This is a genomic window from Bradyrhizobium sp. BRP56, from assembly GCF_020194035.1.
Taxonomy (GTDB): Bacteria; Pseudomonadota; Alphaproteobacteria; order Rhizobiales; family Xanthobacteraceae; genus Bradyrhizobium; species Bradyrhizobium australafricanum.
In genome coordinates this window covers 77,037-95,489 of sequence record NZ_JADYVV010000009.1, presented here as the reverse complement: position 1 = coordinate 95,489, position 18,453 = coordinate 77,037, and the positions used below count along the sequence as shown (strand labels likewise).

Below are 18,453 nucleotides of genomic sequence, written 5' to 3'. Positions count from 1 at the left end.
ATCCTATTGAAATGACATTAGTTCTGTTTTAGAATTTAATCGGTGATGTCGGCGCAGACCGCAGGAGATGCTGATGAAATGGGATGCCCTCGAGGAGGAACCGTGCTCGGTGGCCCGCACGGTGGCTGTTATCGGCGACCGCTGGAGCCTGCTGGTCCTGCGCGAATGTTTCCTGCGCATCCGCAGGTTCGATGACTTCCAGGCGTCGCTCGGGATCACGCGGCATCTGCTCGCCGACCGGCTGAAGAAGCTGGTGCGGTTCGGCGTGCTGCGCAAGATCCCCTATCAGGAAGCGCCGAAGCGCTACGAATACATCCTGACGCAGAAGGGGCTCGACCTTTATCCGATCATCATGTCGATCGTGCACTGGGGCAACGTCCACATGGTCGATTCGCGCGGCCGGCCGATGCTGCACGAACACAAGACCTGCAAGAAGATGTTCGATCCCGTCATGGTCTGTTCGGAATGCGGCGAGCCGCTGAGCGCGAAGGCGGTCCACGTGCATCCGGGCCCCGGTGCGCGGAAATCATCACCGGTGCACGCCAAGGCGCAGGAGCGAGCCAAGCGCGCCGCTGACTAGACCTGGATGCTGTTCGCGAAGCCGGCGCCCCGCGCTCGCGGTTGCTCAGTGTGACGGCGCAGCCGTCAGCGCGACATTGCCGCCAAGCAGGCAGCCTACGGGGCGGCCGCCGGCGAAGCCGATGCGGACCCGGATCTCGGACAGCCGCCCCATCGCCCTGCCCTGTAGGATACGAATCTCGTCGTCATCAGGAGCGACCAGGCCGTAGTCGAGTAGGCCGAACGCCAGCGCCGCGGCCGCAATGCCGGTCGCGGCATCCTCACGATAGCCGGAGGAGCGCGGGAATTGCCGCGCCTCGAACAGGCGAGCTCTTCGGTCGATCACGGCGAATGGATAGAGCCCGGTCGATCCGATCCGGCCGCAGACGGCCTCGACGTCCCCTGTCGCGGGATCGAGGGCATTCAGCGCTTCGGGGGAGCGCATCGGAACGAGTGTCTTGATCCGCGATGTGACGGCATTGCACGGCGTCGCCGCGTCGATCGCCTCCAGCCCGACAGCGAGCGCCCGCAGCACGTCATCGCGTTGCGCCGTGGTGAGCGGAACGGTCTTCCCGACCGGCTGGGTGATCTGGACACTGGGCTCGCCGTGACGATCCCGGCTGATGAAGCCGGTGACCGGACCGCTGCGCGTCGAGATCCGGATGGTGTCGCCCGGCAACCTTCCCTGGCGCGCAAGCAGCCAGAGCGCACCGATGGTCGCGTGGCCGCACATTTCCATTTCGTGGTTCGGAACGAAGAAGCGGAACGTGGCGTCGAAGTCGTCGCTCTGTGCCGGCAGCACGAAGCCGGATTCGTGACCATGGCGGCGGGCAACATCCTGCATCTCGGACGCGCTCATGCCGCTTGCATCCACCACGATCGGACAGGGATTGCCGCCCCGCCCATCCACCGTGAACACGCTGACCAGTTCGGCTGTCGTCATGATGTCCCTCGCCTGTCTCGCCGTCCCTACTTGACCAGCGTCGCGCCGGTCTCCGGATGCTGCAGCCAGCCGAGCAGCGCCTCGTGGAAGCGCGCCGGCGCCTGGATCTGCGGCGAATGGCCGAGGTCGGGGAATTCGATCAGCTGCGCATGCGGAATCCGCTTCACGGCCTCCTTGCCCAGCACCGGATAATTGCCGAGCGTCTTGCGGATCTCCGGCGGCGCGGTGTCCTTGCCGATCGCGGTGGTGTCCTTGTCGCCGACAAAGAGCAGCGTCGGCGGCTTGATCTGCTCGAATTCGTAGAACACCGGCTGGGTCGCGATCATGTCGTAGAGCCGCGCCGAGCTCGACGCCACGGCGGCGCGGCCCTCTCCGCGATACATGCCGGCCAGCATCTGCACCCACGTCTCGTAGGACGCATCCCAGGTGTCGGCGTAATAGGTGGCGCGCTCATAGGCGCGGATGCTGTCCGCGGTGACGCGCGTCTCACGCTGCATCCAGCCGTCGAGGCTGAGCCACGGCACGCCCTTGGCCTTCCAGTCCTCCAGCCCGATCGGATCGACCAGCACCAGGCGGTCGGTGGCCTCCGGATACATCAGGGCATAGCGCATCGCCAGCATGCCGCCGGTCGAGTGGCCGACCATGATCGAATGCGCGATCCCGAGCGAGGCGAGCAGCGCGCGGCTGTTGCCGGCCAGCTGCTGGAAGGTGAACTGATAGCGTTCAGGCTTGCTGGATTTGCAGAAGCCGATCTGGTCCATCGCGATCACGCGATAGCCGGCGCCGCTGAGCGCCTTGATGGTGCCGTCCCAGGTCGCGGCACAGAAATTCTTGCCGTGCAGCAGCACCGCGGTCTGGCCGTTCGGCGTCGCCGGCTTGACGTCGAGATAGGCCATGTCGAGTTCCTGCCCCTGCGAGCTGAAGCGATAATGCTCGACCGGATAGGGATAGTCGAAGCCCTGCAGCTCCGGTCCATAGGCCGGCTCGGCGGCCGATTGCGCCCATGCGTTGGACGATCCGAGCGCAACGGTCGCGGCGACGGCAAGGTGAAACAGGGTTTTCAGGTGCATCTCGACAAATCCAGAACACGGGGACGACTTGGTGATGCCGTAGCCGAACGCGTGGGCGCCATCCAGCGCCCAGCGATGATTTGTTCGTGATCCCGCGTGAAACTACGCCGGATCGAACGCCCGGATCGGCGGCAGATTGCCGTTGAAACGCTCGACCTCGACGCTCGTCAGCTGGCCGGTGCAGCCCTGCGCGAAGGATGACGTGCCGATGTCGCGCGTCAGCACGTTCGGATTGCCGTGCACGCAGAGCGGCGCTTCCTCCTCGGGATCCATCGGATCGTACCAGGCGCCGGTCGGCAGCTGAACCACGCCGGGCGCGATGCCGTCGGTGACATGCACCGCGGCGAGGCAGGCGCCGCGCGCGTTGAAGATGCGGATGATGTCGCCGTCGGCGATGCCGCGCGGCTTGGCGTCGCGCGGGTTCATGCGCGCGACCTCGCGGCCGCGATGCTTGGCGTCAAGCGAGTGACCGCCGAAGTCGAGCTGGCTGTGCAGGCGCGTCACCGGCTGGTTGGCGACCAGGAAGCACGGCGCGCCTGATGTCGGCGTGTCGGTCTTCGCGAGCCAGACCGGATGGCCCGGACAGTCGGCATCGCCATGGCTAGCGATCTTCCGCGAGAAGATCTCGATGCGGCCGCTCGGCGTCGGCAGCGGGCGCGCGACGGGGTCCTCGCGGTATCGACGCAGCGAGCCGCCATCGTCGAGATGCTGCGGCACGACCAGGCTGCCGCGCGCCCAGAACTCCTCGAAGCTCGGCGCTTCGAGCCCGCGCGCGGCGAGCGCCTTGCGGGTCGGCTCAAAGAGATGTTCCAGCCATTGCCGCGAGGTGCGTCCTTCGGTGAAGGGCTCGCGGGCCCCGAGCCGCTCGGCGAGATCGGCGAAGATCTCGTAGTCGTCGCGCGCAAGGCCGAACGGCTCGGCGATCCGGTGCATCGCGACCATCAAGGGATCGTTGCTGGAATAGCCGATGTCCTCGCGCTCCAGCGTCATGGTCGAGGGCAGCACGATGTCGGCGTGACGCGCCGTGGCGGTCCAGGCGAGTTCGTGCACCACCAGCGTGTCGAGCCGCGCAAACGCCCTGCGCAGGCGGTTGAGGTCCTGGTGATGGTGGAACGGATTGCCGCCGGCCCAGTAGACGAGGCGGATGTCCGGATAAGTCCGCGTCTCGCCGTTGTAGCGATAGCTGGTGCCGGGATTGAGCAGCATGTCGGCGATGCGCGCCACCGGAATGAAGTCGGCGACGCCGTTGCGGCCCTGCCCGAGCGTCGGTCCGGGCACCGCGTTGACGCGGCGGCCGTAATAGCCGATCGCACCGAGCGAATAGGCGTAGCCGCCGCCGGGCAGGCCGATCTGGCCGAGCGCCGCCGCCAGCACCATGCCCATCCACACCGGCTGCTCGCCATGCTCGGCGCGCTGCAGCGAATGCGAGACGGTGATCAGCGCGCGACGGCCGGCAAGCCGGCGCGCGAGCGTCTTGATAGTGCCGGCATCGATGCCGCAGATCGCCGCGGCCCATTCGGCGCTCTTGGGCACACCGTCGCTCTCGCCGGTCAGATAGCGCAAAAACACCGGCCAGCCCTCGGTGTAGCGATCGAGGAAGGCCTGGTCGTGCAGGCCCTCACTGACGAGCGTATGGACGATGCCGAGCATCAGCGCGGTATCGGTGCCGGGTGTCGCCGTCAGCCATTCTGCGCCGGCCTCGACGGGCAGATCGTCGCGCAACGGACTGACCAGGACGAACGCGCAGCCGCGCCGGTGCGCGGCTTCCATCGCGCCGCGCTCGACATGCTTGCTGATCGAGCCGCCCGCCACCATCGAGTTCTTCAGTGCCATGCCGCCGAACGCCAGCACGATGTCGGTCTCGGCCGCGATCTGCTCCCAGGTGACATTGCGCTTGGTGATGTCCTCGTAGCCGGTCAGGATCTGCGGCAGCAGCACCGAGGACGCGCCCGAGGAATAGGTGTTCACCGAGCGGACATAGCCGCCCATGGCGATGTTGAGGAAGCGATGCACCTGGCTCTGCGCGTGATGGAAGCGGCCCGCGCTGGACCAGCCGTAGGAGCCGCCGAACACCGCGCCGGGGCCGATCGTGTCGCGGATCCGCGTCAGCTCGCCGCCGAGCAGGTCGAGCGCCTGCTCCCAGCTGACCGAGACGAAGTCGTCGCGGCCGCGGCGATCGTCCGGACCGGGCCCACGCTCGAGCCAGCCGCGGCGGATCGCGGGCTGCGCGATGCGCGCCTGATGGCGCAGTGCGCCGGGGAAATTGTTGATGATGCGGTTCGGATCGGGGTCGGCGGCATAGGGCCTGACTTCGAGACCCGCCTTGCCGAGCCGCGCCGAGAACACGCCCCAATGCGAGGTGTGCGGCTTGAAACCGTCGGACAAATCGAGGCCGGGATCGGGGTGGCCAATGGTCTCGCTCATCGATGCTCCTTCATCCCAGGCCGGCGCCGCGCCTGTAGCAACATTCCCGCCAGTATAATGATCCAATCGGCGCACGGTACCCGCTAACACGGACCGCACCGTGCCTTGCCGGCATGACTGCGGGCGACGGCGGCGGAACTCCCCGCCGGGGCCGCGCCGCCAAAATATCGAAAACAACCCCATGCAAAGGAGCCGACGGCCGCCGGCGCTCGAATGGCGACTTGACACGTCGGGCAAATCAGCGGCACACTTCCAATATTCCGAAATCGTGTAACCGCCCCCCTCGCCCGCAACAGCGGGCGCGCGGATGGCGCTTGCCGCCCAAAACCCTCCCCACAATTGACATCGCACCGGCTGCCGCAGCGAGCGATCGTCTGCGCGTTTGCCGCGCGCGTTCCAGGGACTATCGACATGACACCTGCACCCGAAATCACCGTGCCGACGATGCCCGCCGCCCCTGCGCAGACCCAGGCTGCCGCAGCCCCGCGGATCAAATTCTCCTCGCACGGCTTCTGTATCGACCATCCTGATCCCGAGCTCGGCGCACAGCTGATGGCGAACGCGCTGGGGGTCGCCGACCGCGACGCGATGGACGGCATCCTGCGGCAATTGGTCAAGGCCAGCGTGAGCGGCGGCAAGCCCTGCGAGGTCAACCTCGCCTTCATGATCTCGATGGTGAGAAGCATCGGTCCGCGGGATTCCGTCGAGGCCATGCTGGTGGCGCAGATGGTGTCGGTTCATGTGATGGCGATGCGATGCGCGCATCACCTCGCGCACGCGAAAGACCTCGCCCAGCACGACAGCGCCGCGCGCGCATTGGGCCGGCTCGCGCGCACCTTTCCCGCCCAGATCGAGGCGCTGAACCGCCACCGCAGCCATGGCGAGCCCGCCATCACCGTGCAGAACGTCAAGGTCGAGGACGGCGGCAACGCGATCGTCGGCAACGTCACGCAGCATGCGCGCGTGATCGTGTCCGACACCAGCCCGGCATCGGCGGCGCGGAATGCGCCGAGGGCCGCGGGTTCGAGGCGACGGCGGAATTCCGCCGATGCCGGGCGGGACGCTCAGGCATGAGCGGCCACATCCAAACGACCGGCCCGATGCTGGCGAGCCGGCGTTGCGGCGCCAGGACCCGCTGCGGCGGTTCTTGCCGCGCGCCGGCCGTGCGCGGCAAGACGCGCTGCCGCATGCACGGCGGCGCAAAGGGATCCGGCGCGCCACGGGCGAACCGGAACGCGCGCAAGCACGGCCGGTTCACGGGGGATGCGATCGCCGAGCGAAGGCAGATCCGGGCGTTGTTGGGAGACGTGCGGAGGATGCTGGAAGGGATGAAGTGATTGCGTTTCGCAAATGGCCGCACGCCTCAACGACCAATGGGCCGCCGGGCGCGAAATCCCGCTGGCCCATTCCCGCTAAAGCATGATCCGGAAAAGTGCGAAGCGGTTTTCCCTCGCGACAAACGCGGGACGCGTTTGCGCGGAGATCATGCTCGAACAAAGAGCTAAAGCGCGATGACGATTCAACCTAATCTCATCGCGCTTTAATGGATCATGAGGGCTGCGGCGATGCCGAACGCCGTGAGCGTTGCAACGGCCAAACTCATCAGGGTTATCGCTACAGGCCTCGGCATACGTTTAAACCCGCTTACGCAGTAAAAGCTTGCCGGTTGCCGGACATTGCGCGTTCCGCGAAGACGACGCACCCCGTAGCGGCCCCGCGAGCAAAGATCCGGATTCCCGGCGGTCAGTGCACGAAAGCCAGCATCAGCGCAAAGGTGACCAGCGCGTAAGTGCTGGTGACGGTGATGCCCAAATACAGACGCTCCATTCCGGCCTCCTGACCTCAAGGCGCCGCCCCCGCGCCATCAACTTAGCGCCCGCTCCGGCACCGGGCAGCTGGAATTCCGGGTCATGGTAAATCTACGGGACCGTCCATCCGGGCTAGCCCCTGTAAGCTGCCGGCGCCGATCCTGTGGGCTCTTTGCATCCGACTGAGGAAGTACCCCTCTCTTTCCAATTGCCGGCCTGTCGGGCTTAGCACCGTACCGGACGTGAAGGCGGAGGACGGCGGCTGCGAGATCGTCGGCAACGTCACGGCCAAGCCTCGTTTATTCGTCTGGTTGGAAGCCCTCCGGCATTCGAGGAGGACCGTCATCATTCGGCTGATTGCAGGCCGGACAGGGCGCACCGGCGCCTCCGCAAGCGCAGGCGCGCGGACTGGTCCAGGGCTGGTCCTGATGGTTCTCACACACCCATCTTGTGTCGTCGCAAAAAATGCAGCGAGGCTTGCTCATAGATCTTCTCGCACCCCACGAAAGAACGGATGCCGCACCCTGCCCTCGGCGGATTTGGCGCGGTACTCGATTTCGGCCAGCACCTTCGGCTCGACCCAGATCGCCTTGTGTGCAATGCGCTTGGTGTAGGGCTGCGTCTTGCGGATCAGCGGCGTCAGGCGTTTGCGGAGATCGGCGGCCGAGGCCTTGTCGAAGCCGTGGTCGACCTTGCCGGCGTAGATCAGCTCGTTGCCCTTGCGCCGGCCGACGTAAATTCCGTCCCATTCGTTGTCGTCCAGTGCAAAGCCGGCGATAGTCAACGTCTCGCGCTGGGCGCAGGTTTTCTTGACCCAGTCCCGGCTGCGAGTGCCAGTCGGATACACGCTGTCGGCAACCTTCGACACCACGCCCTCATAGCCGAGCCTACAGGCATGCGCGAACATCTTGGGGCCGTCCACCTCGAAGCTTTCGCTGAACTGGACCTCGGTGCCAGCGACGAGCTTCTTCAGCAGCGCTTTACGCTCCTTCAGCGGCAGCTTCCGGAGATCGCGGCCATTGAGATAGAGCAGATCGAAAGCCACTATCACGATCCTGGTCGACTTACCGCGCAGCTCGTTCTGCAGCACGGAGAAGTCGGTCTTGCCGTTTGCCGAGGGAACGACGATCTCGCCGTCGATGATGGCTGATGATGCGGAAATGTGCCAGGCGTCTTGGACCACCTTCTTGAAGCGCCTGGTCCAGTCGTTGCCACGCCGGGTGTAGATCTTCACGTCTTCATTGGCGATGTGAGTCTGAACCCGGTAGCCGTCGAACTTGATCTCGTGAATCCAGCGTGCGCCGCGTGGGACTTTCTCGATCGGCGATGCCAGCGCCGGCGCGATGAAACCGGGAAAGAGCGCCTTGGTCCCGATCGCCTCGGGCTTCCTACGCTGAAACGCCACAACGCAACTCCACAAACAATAAGCTGATTCAAACTGGCGCAATCGCAATCGTTCCGACGCGGGTCCGCAAATGGAACGGTCGATCATAAACCGAGTTGGCCCTCATCGACAGGGAGGCCGGAATGGCAAAGAAAGCGAAGAAGCAGACCGCGCGCGGTCGCAAGCAGGACCGAGCGCGCGTCGCCGGCGGGCAGGATTACGAAGTGCGCTATGAGGCGAAGAAGACCGGCAAGTCGGCCGCATCGGTGAAGAAGGCCGTCAAGAAGATCGGCACCAGCCGGAAGCGAGTTGAGCGCCGGCTCGGGTCGGCGATGAAAAGGTCGTTAGGAACGGCACCTTCGAAGCGACGTTAGCAATGTGCTGCTCGCGGCAGAGCGGCATCATGGATGAAAGTGCCCCGGCTCTTGCCCCCGAAGACCGGGGCACATTCTCGATCAGTTTGAGCGGCCCCGGCTGGCACCTCGCTGGGGCACCGAATCGGCCTCGGCATGTCCTCTCGCTGGGGCCGTTTCGCTTCGGGGAACACGCAGCAGTCCACGACGTTGAGTCGCCACGTGGGACTACTTGCCGGCCTCAGCACTCTCCCCGGGAGCTGGGGTCTTTTTTGTCGCGAGTCGTAAACAGCTTCTCCAAAGTCTCAGCCTGCTCTTTTGTCAGCTTCTCGGCGAACGCGCCGTTCTTTTCTATCTGGGCTGGTCCTTTGAGTTCGCTATCGTAGACCATCCATCCGTTGCCACCCTGCCGAACGAGGAAACGTCCCCGCATCGGGCGTCCAATAAATTCCATCTGCAACCACCATCTGCGAAATACGAGCTCGTCGATTAGCTCGAAGGATGGAGCGCCCGGCATTGAACTATGTGAATCGTGACGATCAACTTTGGACAAGCGCCACTTGGCTTTCGCGGCGAACTGAAAACGGCCCCAACCGGGGGGCCGCCAACCCGAACGATACGGGTTTTCCTCTGGCAGTCGGGGGGGCACCTTGGCTGACCAGAAGCGCCAATTAGACGCTGATCCCCTCTCGATGGTTCCTTGCCTGACGCGCATATTCGGGAAAAGGTGGCAATTGGACAGTTGCGTAAGCAACAGCTCCGTCGGATCGCACCCCGACAATATTTGATGACTGGCCTAATTAACCTGGGATATTTCCATCCCATGCAAACCGCTGCAATCCACGCGCCGTGATCGTTGAGTTGATGCCGGAGAGAGCTTTGCACGCTAAGCCATGGTCCGAAGAGGACGAACAGCAGTTGCTAAAGTTGATGCGAGAGACAGCCATGACGCAGTTCGAGATCGCCCGGAAGCTGGGACGCACGGAAGCTGCGGTAAGCAATCGGCTCACGGTCATCAGAAAGCGGAAACAGGTTTTCGGTGCCCAGTCCTCTCGAAGGACGACCGGGAAATAGGAACCAAACGGCCGAGTGCCGGTTTTGGCGAGAAGGAAATCATGGCAATTCGGCCTCGGTGCGCTCGGACTGCGCTGGGGCCGTTTTTGCGAAGAGCCGCCACTGGGGTGGGCTACACAGGCCTAATTTTCGGTTTCAGCTTACGATCGATCAGCATCTCGGCCCGGCGCTTTGCTAGTTCTGCCAATCGTGTGCGCACGGTATGGCGGGTCGTTTCTCCGCCGATCTCAATGATGATCTCGAACTGATCATCATATAGGCGTTTTACTTCGAACGTGACGCCCCTGTGGGTGAAGGTGCTTGGCATACGCAAGGGATAGCAAATCGATGTGCTGTCCTTGCACCGGGATGCTACGGGAAATTGTCCCACTGTAGGAATGGAGCCATGCAAGGCCACTTGCGCAGGGTGGCCTTAATCTCCCGCGTCGCTGAGTAGCGGACTTCCTAGGTTGAGGCCTTCATGGTCCGCTCGACCTCATCAGCTAGCTCCCGGTGGCGTGCCGCCAGCTTGGCAAACAGCTCTTTCTTTGTCGGATTGGTCGCCAGCTTGCTGATCAGCTCGCACTCTTCCGCTTCGACGCGAAGCTTCTCTAAGTGCGCCTGCATGTCCTTCATTTTGGGCTCCCGATGCCGAGACCATATTTGTGGAACTCATGCGACGCGTCAACCGTGCGCTAGATGCGAAAGCCGGCGGTGTACCGTCGGGCGCTCAGACTATCGGGCGCTGTCCTAGTTAGGACACTCGCAGAGGAGAATTAGGACACCCTGCATCCAACCCTGGATGCCTACGCTTGATCTGGGTCAATTATCGCCACCATGAGCAAGCTCTCTTCGTGGAATGGTCGAGGAGCGGCATGCTGCGCATTTGCCTTGGTTCGTCACCGAGCCAGGTCAAACCGACGCGCTCACGTTGGGCATGGGCGTTTTCCTAGTCCTGTTCATGGGGTTGGAATTGTCCTATTCCGCATCCTGTGCAAGCCGACGCAAATGGTGCCGGCGGAGCAGAAGACTAAAGCCACGTTCGTCGCGACGCTTTGCGTGCTCGCCATGTTTCAGCCCGGCACCTTCTTCTGGGTTGGGGCCGTGCTGGTCGCGATGACTGACATTCCCGACTTCACCCCGGTATTCCACCGGATCGCAGACGCCGTGAGGCGGATCGAAAGGCGACGGAAGGGCGCCCCGCGTTAAGCATCCGGACGATTTCTTTACCTTTGGTTTACGCAAGTTAATTGACTGGCTCACGCTTTGGCTCGATCATCCGGGCACTGGGCAGGGCGGTTTCATTAAGGACAATTTTTTGAGGCCCAGAGGGGCTAGCCCGATTACCGACAGCGGCGGCTCGGCAAGCAATGGGAATGAGGAACGGCCTCAGCACTGCCTCCAAGGGTGCTGGGGCCGTTTCTTGGGGTATCAGACTTGGCCGCCGTTGTTGTCGGCATCGCTTGGTTGAAGTCCTGCGCGCGCCCTGTCGATGAACGCAGGAGCGCCAGCGCCAAGATAGAAAGCTGTGATCGCGCTATTTGCGTCAGGGCCACGGGAATGAAACCGGCGAGTACAGCGAGAGTTGCGCGCATTAATAGATGGAAGGCTTGTTGTACGGAGGCGGACACGATCCACCGTTGTCGGATGCCGCCTTGACAGCGACAATCACCTCGACGGCCACGCTACCGAAAACACTCGCTTTTCACATCAATAGGGCGATAGCCACTATCGCGATGGGGCTCAGCCCGAGCGCCACGATGAGCGCGCTAAAAGGTAGGTCCCTACTCATGACACAACCCCTGCGTTTGGGGTTGAAATCCTATTCCTGAATGTCGGATGGCCACTAGTGCAATTTGTGCCACCGCGCTGAGGCGGCCTTACTCTCTCGCGTCGTCTTGGGACAAATAGGGGTCTGGCTTTCCTAAAAGCCGGAATGACAAGCGTATCCGCTCCTGAGACCTAACGAACTGTTCAGCGGCGCGTTGGTTGGCCGCCTCCATGCGGCGCATTAAGGCTTCATAGCGAGCAAGCTGGAACCGGTAGTCATCCCACATGGCCTCGCCTCCGGCTGCGATATTAACGCAGGTTAGGAAGCGGGGGTTCCGGGGATGGTTCACGTCTAGAAGCCGATAATGCTGGTCACCAGTCCGGCGAGCATGGCGGCACTAAAGATCGCCACGCCGAGACAGACTCGAGCGGCCATCGAATAGGGGTCGACATGGGGGTGGTTGGTCATGGCGCGCGGCCTAGATCGGCGCCCGTAAACCTGGAGACATCAGCCAATCCGTCAAATGAGCGGCTGTCTCGTCTTGCCGCGCCTTTCTAATCAGGGCTTCTTTTTTGGCTGATGGGGGGAGTGCCTTGGCCTGCGAGCGCAGGCGCATCGCCTCGTCGGCTAGACGTTCTTCCAGAGATTGGGTCTGCTTGAAACGACGCCGCTTGCTGGTCATGGCGCTGCTTCCTGCTGGTGTTGGGCGGGAGCGCTACCGGGGGCGATCTCATCACCGATAGATGCCGCTGGCCGTGCGGTGATGTTCCGTTAACGAATCGGAAGGTGCGACGTTCCTAGGCCCTGCCGGAACTCCATTCACGCACGGAGAAGACCGGGTTCCAGCACTGGTCGATCGGATCTGACGCGCCTTGAGGGGAATTAGGATAACTGATGCCGGCGGACTTCTCCGAGCCTCATGTTGAGCGCCAGGACGTGCTCGGCGGCAAGACGTCGCTGAATTATGCTAGCGGCCCATCCTTCCGGGATTTCGTCCAGCACGCGGTCGACCGCTTCGTCGCGCGAGGTCGCGGCGAGCCAGATTTGGATCTCGCCCTCATCGGTCGTCACACGGACTAGATGAACCTCGGTCGCCTGTTGCATGAGCAATAAAAGCGGAATCGAGAGAGTCGTTTCAACGTTCTTCGCTTAAGTTAAGCCTGGAACCGCGATTAGGGCGCTATCCCTGACATGCCTACTTTAATGCGGACGCGAAGGCCGTGGCGCAAGCTCCCTGTATGTTCAGGCTCGGTCAACACGACGGCGTCGAGTGCAGCCTCATGGCGTTGGCGGCGATATCGTTCGTAGCGCTCATCGCAGGCATAGGCGCCCTGTTGATCGGCTGAGCCTGTCATCTCATGGATTGATCCAACCGCCTTGGCCTCAGCGTGTACCCCCTCGTTGGGGCCATTCTTTGGCGCGTGACTTCAGTGTGTGATCTTGAGGTGGCCGGCCACCCGATCCTCGTTGTTCGCCAGTACCTCATAATCGTCTGCGAGCTTGAGGTAGGCCCGACGTATTCCGTCGTCCGCCGCGTACGACGACAGTGTGCGATATTCTTCTGCTACGTGTCTGTGCCTGGCCGCCTCAGCAGCGTAATCGTCCGAAGTCATGAGCATGGGCTCCCTGACTGACCTGACCCTACCAAATCATGTTGGCTAAGCGAACAGGTCTTTGCCCGGCTGCAGCATTCTCACGAACGTCTCGATTTCGTGGTACTCGAGCCAGCCCTGATCCTTGGCGTACTCCAAGCCGGCCCACTACTCAGCCGGCGTCGCCTTGTCCTGGCAGAGCATCGGATAGTTGATCTTCTCGATGTAGATCCGGCCGTCCTGGATCGGCTCGAAGGCGCGGGCGTGCTCCATGATCCGGCGCGCGGCTTTCTCCGGGTCGGAGTAGGAGCGGTCAGCCACTTTAAGACCGGGCCAGATTGGCAGGTCGCCTGCCTTCGGGATGCTTGTCGATTGTCCGCTTCGCTGCAGCGATCGCTTCCTGAGTGCGTTGATAGGTCATTGTTCTGATGGTTTGGCCGCCGGCGATCGGCGTGACTTCGACCAAGAACCCACCGCCGGGTTGCTCGATAATCACCAATCGGTGCGCTAGATATTCAAGTTCATCCGTCACGTTAGTGAACTCGTTCTGGATTTCGGAACAAGTGGGTAAGGCCTGGAATGTTCCAATGGTGAGGTGGGATTTTGGGCGCAGCATGCTCTGCGACGGTGTCAGCGCTCTCCCGGCCACCAGGTTGAGGGCGGGTTCATGGCGGAGATCTTAGTCGTCCGCAGTGCCACAAGATGCCTGCGCTTGAACGGGTAGCCGGAGCGTCGCGAGCACTGCTTGCAGCGCATATAGCGCTCCAGCTCGTGGATCGGCGTCCACTTCGGCCGCCTCACGATATCGAGCGCGACCGTCTGATGCGTCTCGCAGCCGAGGCACTTCACTTCGAGGTAGCGGAAACCGGCGTTGAGTGCATCGCCGAGCGCGGGCGACGGCTGGGCGGGCCCCTGAAAAGCGAGCATGCGGGCGTTCCATGCCCGGCAGGCCGCACCATCTGCCTCGAGCCGGGCCTCCTTGGCGCGCTCGGCCAGATGCCTGACCGTCGCTCCGAACATGTACTCCCGAGACTTAGAGCCCATGCTGGTCACAAAAGCCGGATTCTCCTGTCGTTGCAAATTCCAAGATATGGTGGCGCGGAATCGGTCCTGACTACCGAAATCAGGCCGGCAGTTGTTGTACTGGTTGCGGTCCGCGGCAGCGAGTCGATCGTTGTGCAATACGATCTGATCTCCGCTGTGGCAGCGATTTCAAGAAGACTCTGCAGCGCCGCAACATCGACGGCGAGTGCCACCGGCAATTGAATCCGCCGGCCTGTCCTACGCATCTCAATCCGGAATTCGTTCTATTTTCAGAAACAAATTTCCGGGCGAAACGGGCGCCCGAGTGTGTCATCACAGCGGAATTGTTTGTTCGATAGACGGCACGACCCAGGATAAATTTCATGATTGTGCGGGGACTTCTTTTTGTCATCCTCAGCATTTTTCCGGGCGGCGCAATTGCCAGAAGCTGGTTTCTCAATGGCCTCGGGAGCAGCGGCATTTATCACATCTGGGAGTTCGGCGACGATGGCCTGGTGTCGAGCCTGACGCCGGCGCTGTCGCCGCCCGATGGCGTTCTTCATTTGGCGTGGCCATCCGCGATCGCGCCGGATGCGCATACCCGGCGCCTTTATGCGTCGGCCTATACGACGGACTGGTTTGAGCTGCGGCTCTGGACGTCGACAAACGAAGGAGCCTGGATCCCGCAAGGAATCGCCTTCCAGTCGGACGCGTCCGAGCCCGGCGGGATCGGCCCGGCGCAGGTGGTGTATGAGCCCGGAGCAGCCGAGCCGTACATGATCTATTACCTCGACCGTGCGTCGAAGCAGATCAAGCTCGCCACCAGCGTCGACGGCATGACATTCACGCGCCACGGCGCCGTGATCACGCCCTCACTGCCCGAGGAAGCGTCCGGGCTGTCGATCAGCTATGCCTGCCGGCGCGCGAACGGCGAATATGTCATCTTCTATCACGGCTACTACAACAACACGCAGAATGCCGTTGCGCTGGTTGCCACGGCAGATAGCCCGCACGGCCCGTTCACGAAGAAGACCATCATCGCGCGGCCGGATGGTTTTGCATCGACGCTTTCCGCCCACCGTCTCAATGCAACCGCCACCGCTGACGTCGCGGTGCCGCTGGGGATTCCGCTGCTGGTCGGTGGCGGCACGGCAAGACAAGAGGCCAACGTCGCAATCAAGCAGGACGAGACGACGATCTGGTTCGAGCGGCCGTTCGTGTTCGATCACGTTTCGGATCGTCTGGTTTCGGTCTCGCGAAACAAGGTGGAGCTGTCCTACGCCCAGGAGCAGCCGGACGGCAGCTGGCGCGGAGTTTTCTCGCTCTACAATCCAGACCCTAACGTCGCTTCGGAATATACGACCGAGGGCAGCGCCCGATCCCTGACCGCGCCATGGTCGTATGCGAGAACCGGGTTTCGCTTCAAGCCATGGTATCGCGGCGGAGAGAATTCGACCGAGAACCCGACGCCGCTTCTCAGCAACGACGCGTGTTCAAGCTAGAATGGCAGGCGCATCGTGACTGCGACTTCGATGCTGCAGACGACGCCCCCGCTTCCGTCGTGACCGTCCGCGGTTCGGCTGCGGCTGACGAGGCAGCCGCCGGGCTGACCGAGGGCCATCCGCTTCAGCGCGACTATTGGTGGAGCTGTTCCTGGAGCTGTTCCTGGAGCTGTTCCTGGAGGCCGTTGCGCAATCGAGGACGATCTGCCAGTTTTCAACCTTTAATCAACGGGCGATCCATATCGCGGGCACAGAATGCGACAGGTCTGCCGGCGTGAGGCCAGGACCCGGACACGGAGCGCGTGAAGACGTCTGATGCCCGAAACAGGAGAATCTCAAAAATCCAGTTCGACCGCCTTGCAGCGCGCCTTCGCGCAGGCTGTCGCGCTGCATCAGCGGGGTCAGCTCGCGGCAGCAGAAAAGATCTATGAAGACATGCTCCGACAGCAGCCGGACAACTTCGATGCGCTGCATCTGCTGGGCCTGATTTCGGCGCAGACCGGCCGCAGCGAGCGCGGCGTCGACCTGATCCGGCGCGCGATCAGGCTCAACGGCAACGTGGCGGACGCGCACAGCAACCTCGGCAACGCGCTGCGCGCGTTGCGTCGCTTCGACGAAGCGCTCGCGAGCTTCGATGTGGCGATCGCGCTCAAGCAAAACCTCGCGCCGGCGCTCTACAATCGCGGAATCACGCTCGCCGACCTTGGGCGCCACGAGGAGGCGCTCGCAAGCTTCGATCGCGTGCTCGCGCTGGTGCCTGACCATGCAGATGCCCATCGAAACAGGGGCGCCGCGCTGAGGAAGCTGCAGCGGCTCGATGAGGCGCTGGCGAGCCTGGACAGGGCGATTGCGCTCAAGCCCAACGATGCCAGCGCCCACAACGATCGCGGCAACGTGCTCAACGACCTCAAGAGATTCGATGATGCGCTCGCGAGCTACGACCGGGCGCGGGGAATTGCCGGCGCGTGCTACAATCGCGGCAACGTGCTGGTCGAACTGGATCGTCTCGAAGAGGCAGTCGCGAGTTACGACAAGGCGATCGCGCTGCGGCCCGACTATGCCGAGGCCTACAACAACCGCGGCTCGGCGCTGTTCAGGCTCAGGCATCATGAGGCGGCGCTCGCCAGCATCGACAAGTCGATCCAGCACAAGGGCGACGATGCGGCTGCCCACGCCAACCGCGGCAAGGTTCTGTCCACTCTGGCGCGCTATCCCGAGGCACTCGCCGCCTATGACAAGGCCGTCACGCTCAAACCGGACCAGGCCGACATCGAAGGCTATCGCCTGCACGCCAAATCGCACATTTGCGACTGGGCCGACTTTGACGCCGAGTGCGACCGGCTTATCGAGTTGATCAGGACCCGGAACGCGACGACGCCGCCATTTCTGTTTTGCAGCGTTCCTTCATCGACCGCCGACCAACTGCTGTGCGCCACGCGGTGGACCGCGAAGAATCATCCGCCGTCCTTGAGCCAGCGCTGGCGGGGCGAGCGCTACGATCACGATCGAATTCGCATCGGCTATTTCTCGTCGGATTTCTGCAACCACGCGACATCGCTCTTGATGGCAGGGATGTTCGAGTGCCACGACCGGTCGAAATTCGAGACGGTGGCTATCTCATGGTCGCCCAGCGACCCCTCGGAGATGCGTCAACGGCTGGAGGCGTCGTTCGATCGATTTGTCGAGGTCCGGGACATCAACGACGATGAGGTCGCCGACCTGATCAGACAATTGGAAATCGACATCCTGGTCGATCTGAAAGGCTTTACCGGGGGATCCCGCACCAGAGTCCTTGGCCGCCGGCCTGCCCCCATCCAGGTCAATTATCTGGGCTATCCGGGAACACTCGGTGCCCCGTTCATCGACTACATCATCGCCGATCGTACCGTGATCCCGGACCACCATCGCGAATTCTACAGCGAAAAGGTGGTCGCCCTGCCCGACAGCTATCAGGCCAACGACGACAAGCGCGTCATTGCCGATCGCGTGTTTACGCGCGGCGACGTCGGGCTGGCACCGACGGGCTTCGTGTTCTGCTGCTTCAACAACAACTACAAGATCACGCCTGGCATGTTCGATCGGTGGATGAGGATTCTCGGCCGCGTCGAGGGCAGCATGTTGTGGCTCCTCGAAGCCAACGCCGACTCTGCCGCAAATTTGCGAAAGGAGGCGGTCGCGCGTGGCGTGGCTGCGGAGCGCCTTGTGTTCGCACCGCGTATGTCGTTGCCCGACCATCTCGCACGCCATCGCCTCGCCGGCCTGTTCCTCGACAGCACGCCCTACAACGCCCACACGACAGCCAGCGATGCGCTATGGGCCGGCCTGCCGGTGCTGACCATTCTCGGCGACACGTTTGCCAGCCGGGTCGCGGCGAGCTTGCTCCATGCGGTCGGCCTGCCCGAGCTCATTGCGGAATCGCCGGAGGCTTATGAGCGCATGGCGGTCGATCTTGCGACCGATCCCGAGAAGCTCGCGGCGCTCAGAACCAGGCTGGCGGCCAACCGGCTGACGGCGCCGTTGTTCGATACCAAACGTTTCACCCGGCATATCGAGGCCGCCTATACCGCGATGTATGAGCGTCACCGGGCGGGCATTGCGCCGGACCATATCGTCGTCCCCGCGTGATCGTTGCTGGCTAGTGTCCCGAATCCGAAGTTCGCATCATTTGCCGCACCTTCGGAGCGAACTTCGGATTCGATAAGGACACTAGCAAACTTATGATTCCAGTGTGCTTTATGAATGCGAAGTTCGTGAAAGTGGCTGCCGCGAAATCGCACGAACTTCGCATTCAGCACACCAGCTGCAGTCGCTCATCAACCCCTTGTTCCAGCCTCGAGCGGCCACGTCGCCACCGCCAGACGAACGGAGCGCTGAGAGCGAAGTCAATCCCTTGACGGCCGGCCGGTCGAGACAATAGATGACAATCATCATATAATTACCCGACGCCCGGGCAGGTTCGAATCCCGGCCATG

At 62.8% G+C, this 18,453-nt stretch carries 19 protein-coding genes; 8 read left to right on the top strand and 11 right to left on the bottom strand.

The features are described from left to right. Positions 1 to 73: 73 nt before the first annotated feature. A complete protein-coding gene (locus I6F38_RS09040; protein WP_028334861.1) occupies positions 74 to 580 on the top strand; it encodes a helix-turn-helix domain-containing protein in 507 nt (168 codons plus the stop codon). 45 nt (positions 581 to 625) lie between these two features. Here I6F38_RS09040 and I6F38_RS09035 read toward each other — a convergent pair whose 3' ends face one another. The 3 genes from I6F38_RS09035 to I6F38_RS09025 all read right to left on the bottom strand — a co-directional run bounded on the left by I6F38_RS09035 (position 626) and on the right by I6F38_RS09025 (position 4,995). Continuing rightward, on the bottom strand, positions 626 to 1,501 hold the full coding sequence (locus I6F38_RS09035; protein WP_225160073.1) for a PhzF family phenazine biosynthesis isomerase: 876 nt from the start codon (positions 1,499 to 1,501) through the stop codon (positions 626 to 628). 26 nt (positions 1,502 to 1,527) lie between these two features. Next, positions 1,528 to 2,571 carry an alpha/beta hydrolase gene (locus tag I6F38_RS09030; RefSeq protein WP_225160072.1) on the bottom strand — a complete coding sequence of 348 codons (1,044 nt, stop codon included), beginning with the start codon at positions 2,569 to 2,571 and terminating at the stop codon, positions 1,528 to 1,530. A 102-nt stretch (positions 2,572 to 2,673) separates the two neighbouring features. Further along, entirely contained in the window at positions 2,674 to 4,995 is a 2,322-nt protein-coding gene (locus I6F38_RS09025; protein WP_225160071.1) for a molybdopterin guanine dinucleotide-containing S/N-oxide reductase, read from the bottom strand. Between the two features lie 411 nt (positions 4,996 to 5,406). Here I6F38_RS09025 and I6F38_RS09020 point away from each other — a divergent pair, with 411 nt between their 5' ends. Beyond that, a complete protein-coding gene (locus I6F38_RS09020; protein ID WP_225160070.1) occupies positions 5,407 to 6,069 on the top strand; it encodes a hypothetical protein in 663 nt (220 codons plus the stop codon). Then, positions 6,066 to 6,332, top strand: coding sequence for an HGGxSTG domain-containing protein (locus tag I6F38_RS09015; protein WP_225160069.1), 267 nt, complete (start codon positions 6,066 to 6,068; stop codon positions 6,330 to 6,332). The genes I6F38_RS09020 and I6F38_RS09015 overlap by 4 nt, the downstream gene beginning before the upstream one ends. Before the next feature lie 952 nt (positions 6,333 to 7,284). Here I6F38_RS09015 and ligD read toward each other — a convergent pair. Further along, complete coding sequence (ligD, locus tag I6F38_RS09010) at positions 7,285 to 8,208, bottom strand: non-homologous end-joining DNA ligase (RefSeq protein ID WP_225160067.1); 924 nt, start codon at positions 8,206 to 8,208, stop codon at positions 7,285 to 7,287. A 122-nt stretch (positions 8,209 to 8,330) separates the two neighbouring features. Between ligD and I6F38_RS09005 the strand changes: the two genes are divergently transcribed. Then, positions 8,331 to 8,561 carry a DUF3606 domain-containing protein gene (locus tag I6F38_RS09005; protein WP_225160065.1) on the top strand — a complete coding sequence of 77 codons (231 nt, stop codon included), beginning with the start codon at positions 8,331 to 8,333 and terminating at the stop codon, positions 8,559 to 8,561. Between the two features lie 220 nt (positions 8,562 to 8,781). Here the strand turns inward: I6F38_RS09005 and I6F38_RS09000 are convergent, their stop codons facing one another. After that, positions 8,782 to 8,994: a hypothetical protein gene (locus tag I6F38_RS09000; protein WP_092090308.1), complete on the bottom strand. Its 213-nt coding sequence runs from the start codon at positions 8,992 to 8,994 to the stop codon at positions 8,782 to 8,784. Between the two features lie 1,064 nt (positions 8,995 to 10,058). Next, complete coding sequence (locus I6F38_RS08995; protein ID WP_176937075.1) at positions 10,059 to 10,229, bottom strand: hypothetical protein; 171 nt, start codon at positions 10,227 to 10,229, stop codon at positions 10,059 to 10,061. A gap of 372 nt (positions 10,230 to 10,601) precedes the next feature. Between I6F38_RS08995 and I6F38_RS08990 the strand changes: the two genes are divergently transcribed. After that, entirely contained in the window at positions 10,602 to 10,802 is a 201-nt protein-coding gene (locus I6F38_RS08990) for a hypothetical protein (RefSeq protein ID WP_225160063.1), read from the top strand. Between the two features lie 1,040 nt (positions 10,803 to 11,842). Here I6F38_RS08990 and I6F38_RS08985 read toward each other — a convergent pair. Then, on the bottom strand, positions 11,843 to 12,046 hold the full coding sequence (locus I6F38_RS08985) for a hypothetical protein (RefSeq protein WP_212056937.1): 204 nt from the start codon (positions 12,044 to 12,046) through the stop codon (positions 11,843 to 11,845). Positions 12,047 to 12,258: 212 nt separating this feature from the next. Between I6F38_RS08985 and I6F38_RS08980 the strand changes: the two genes are divergently transcribed. Then, positions 12,259 to 12,444, top strand: a complete 186-nt coding sequence (locus tag I6F38_RS08980) for a hypothetical protein (RefSeq protein WP_225160060.1) — start codon at positions 12,259 to 12,261, stop codon at positions 12,442 to 12,444. 347 nt (positions 12,445 to 12,791) lie between these two features. On the opposite strand, the gene I6F38_RS08975 is transcribed toward I6F38_RS08980, so the two are convergent. The 4 genes from I6F38_RS08975 to I6F38_RS08960 form a co-directional block, all read right to left on the bottom strand. Next, on the bottom strand, positions 12,792 to 12,977 hold the full coding sequence (locus I6F38_RS08975; protein WP_225160058.1) for a hypothetical protein: 186 nt from the start codon (positions 12,975 to 12,977) through the stop codon (positions 12,792 to 12,794). Positions 12,978 to 13,124: 147 nt separating this feature from the next. Continuing rightward, the gene (locus I6F38_RS08970) at positions 13,125 to 13,277 is read right to left on the bottom strand and encodes a hypothetical protein (protein ID WP_176937076.1); all 153 of its coding nucleotides are present in this window, start codon (positions 13,275 to 13,277) and stop codon (positions 13,125 to 13,127) included. Between the two features lies 1 nt (position 13,278). Beyond that, a complete protein-coding gene (locus I6F38_RS08965; protein WP_225160057.1) occupies positions 13,279 to 13,488 on the bottom strand; it encodes a hypothetical protein in 210 nt (69 codons plus the stop codon). A 98-nt stretch (positions 13,489 to 13,586) separates the two neighbouring features. Continuing rightward, positions 13,587 to 14,000, bottom strand: coding sequence for a hypothetical protein (locus I6F38_RS08960; protein WP_225160123.1), 414 nt, complete (start codon positions 13,998 to 14,000; stop codon positions 13,587 to 13,589). A 362-nt stretch (positions 14,001 to 14,362) separates the two neighbouring features. On the opposite strand from I6F38_RS08960, the gene I6F38_RS08955 reads away from it, so the two are divergent. Then, entirely contained in the window at positions 14,363 to 15,481 is a 1,119-nt protein-coding gene (locus I6F38_RS08955; RefSeq protein ID WP_225160056.1) for a hypothetical protein, read from the top strand. Between the two features lie 315 nt (positions 15,482 to 15,796). Further along, the gene (locus tag I6F38_RS08950; RefSeq protein ID WP_225160055.1) at positions 15,797 to 18,106 is read left to right on the top strand and encodes a glycosyltransferase family 41 protein; all 2,310 of its coding nucleotides are present in this window, start codon (positions 15,797 to 15,799) and stop codon (positions 18,104 to 18,106) included. Positions 18,107 to 18,453: the final 347 nt, after the last annotated feature.

What these genes read in the sequence shown, in the direction of transcription:
- I6F38_RS08960 (WP_225160123.1), bottom strand. Translation starts at nt 14,000, where the DNA reads ATGGGCTCTAAGTCTCGGGAGTACATGTTCGGAGCGACGGTCAGGCAT.
- I6F38_RS08995 (WP_176937075.1), bottom strand. Translation starts at nt 10,229, where the DNA reads ATGAAGGACATGCAGGCGCACTTAGAGAAGCTTCGCGTCGAAGCGGAA.
- I6F38_RS09020 (WP_225160070.1), top strand. Translation starts at nt 5,407, where the DNA reads ATGACACCTGCACCCGAAATCACCGTGCCGACGATGCCCGCCGCCCCT.
- I6F38_RS09025 (WP_225160071.1), bottom strand. Translation starts at nt 4,995, where the DNA reads ATGAGCGAGACCATTGGCCACCCCGATCCCGGCCTCGATTTGTCCGAC.
- I6F38_RS09005 (WP_225160065.1), top strand. Translation starts at nt 8,331, where the DNA reads ATGGCAAAGAAAGCGAAGAAGCAGACCGCGCGCGGTCGCAAGCAGGAC.
- I6F38_RS08985 (WP_212056937.1), bottom strand. Translation starts at nt 12,046, where the DNA reads ATGACCAGCAAGCGGCGTCGTTTCAAGCAGACCCAATCTCTGGAAGAA.
- I6F38_RS08950 (WP_225160055.1), top strand. Translation starts at nt 15,797, where the DNA reads ATGCCCGAAACAGGAGAATCTCAAAAATCCAGTTCGACCGCCTTGCAG.
- I6F38_RS09000 (WP_092090308.1), bottom strand. Translation starts at nt 8,994, where the DNA reads ATGGAATTTATTGGACGCCCGATGCGGGGACGTTTCCTCGTTCGGCAG.
- I6F38_RS08975 (WP_225160058.1), bottom strand. Translation starts at nt 12,977, where the DNA reads ATGACTTCGGACGATTACGCTGCTGAGGCGGCCAGGCACAGACACGTA.
- I6F38_RS09030 (WP_225160072.1), bottom strand. Translation starts at nt 2,571, where the DNA reads ATGCACCTGAAAACCCTGTTTCACCTTGCCGTCGCCGCGACCGTTGCG.
- I6F38_RS09040 (WP_028334861.1), top strand. Translation starts at nt 74, where the DNA reads ATGAAATGGGATGCCCTCGAGGAGGAACCGTGCTCGGTGGCCCGCACG.
- I6F38_RS09015 (WP_225160069.1), top strand. Translation starts at nt 6,066, where the DNA reads ATGAGCGGCCACATCCAAACGACCGGCCCGATGCTGGCGAGCCGGCGT.
- I6F38_RS09035 (WP_225160073.1), bottom strand. Translation starts at nt 1,501, where the DNA reads ATGACGACAGCCGAACTGGTCAGCGTGTTCACGGTGGATGGGCGGGGC.
- I6F38_RS08955 (WP_225160056.1), top strand. Translation starts at nt 14,363, where the DNA reads ATGATTGTGCGGGGACTTCTTTTTGTCATCCTCAGCATTTTTCCGGGC.
- I6F38_RS08980 (WP_225160060.1), top strand. Translation starts at nt 12,259, where the DNA reads ATGCCGGCGGACTTCTCCGAGCCTCATGTTGAGCGCCAGGACGTGCTC.
- I6F38_RS08990 (WP_225160063.1), top strand. Translation starts at nt 10,602, where the DNA reads ATGGTGCCGGCGGAGCAGAAGACTAAAGCCACGTTCGTCGCGACGCTT.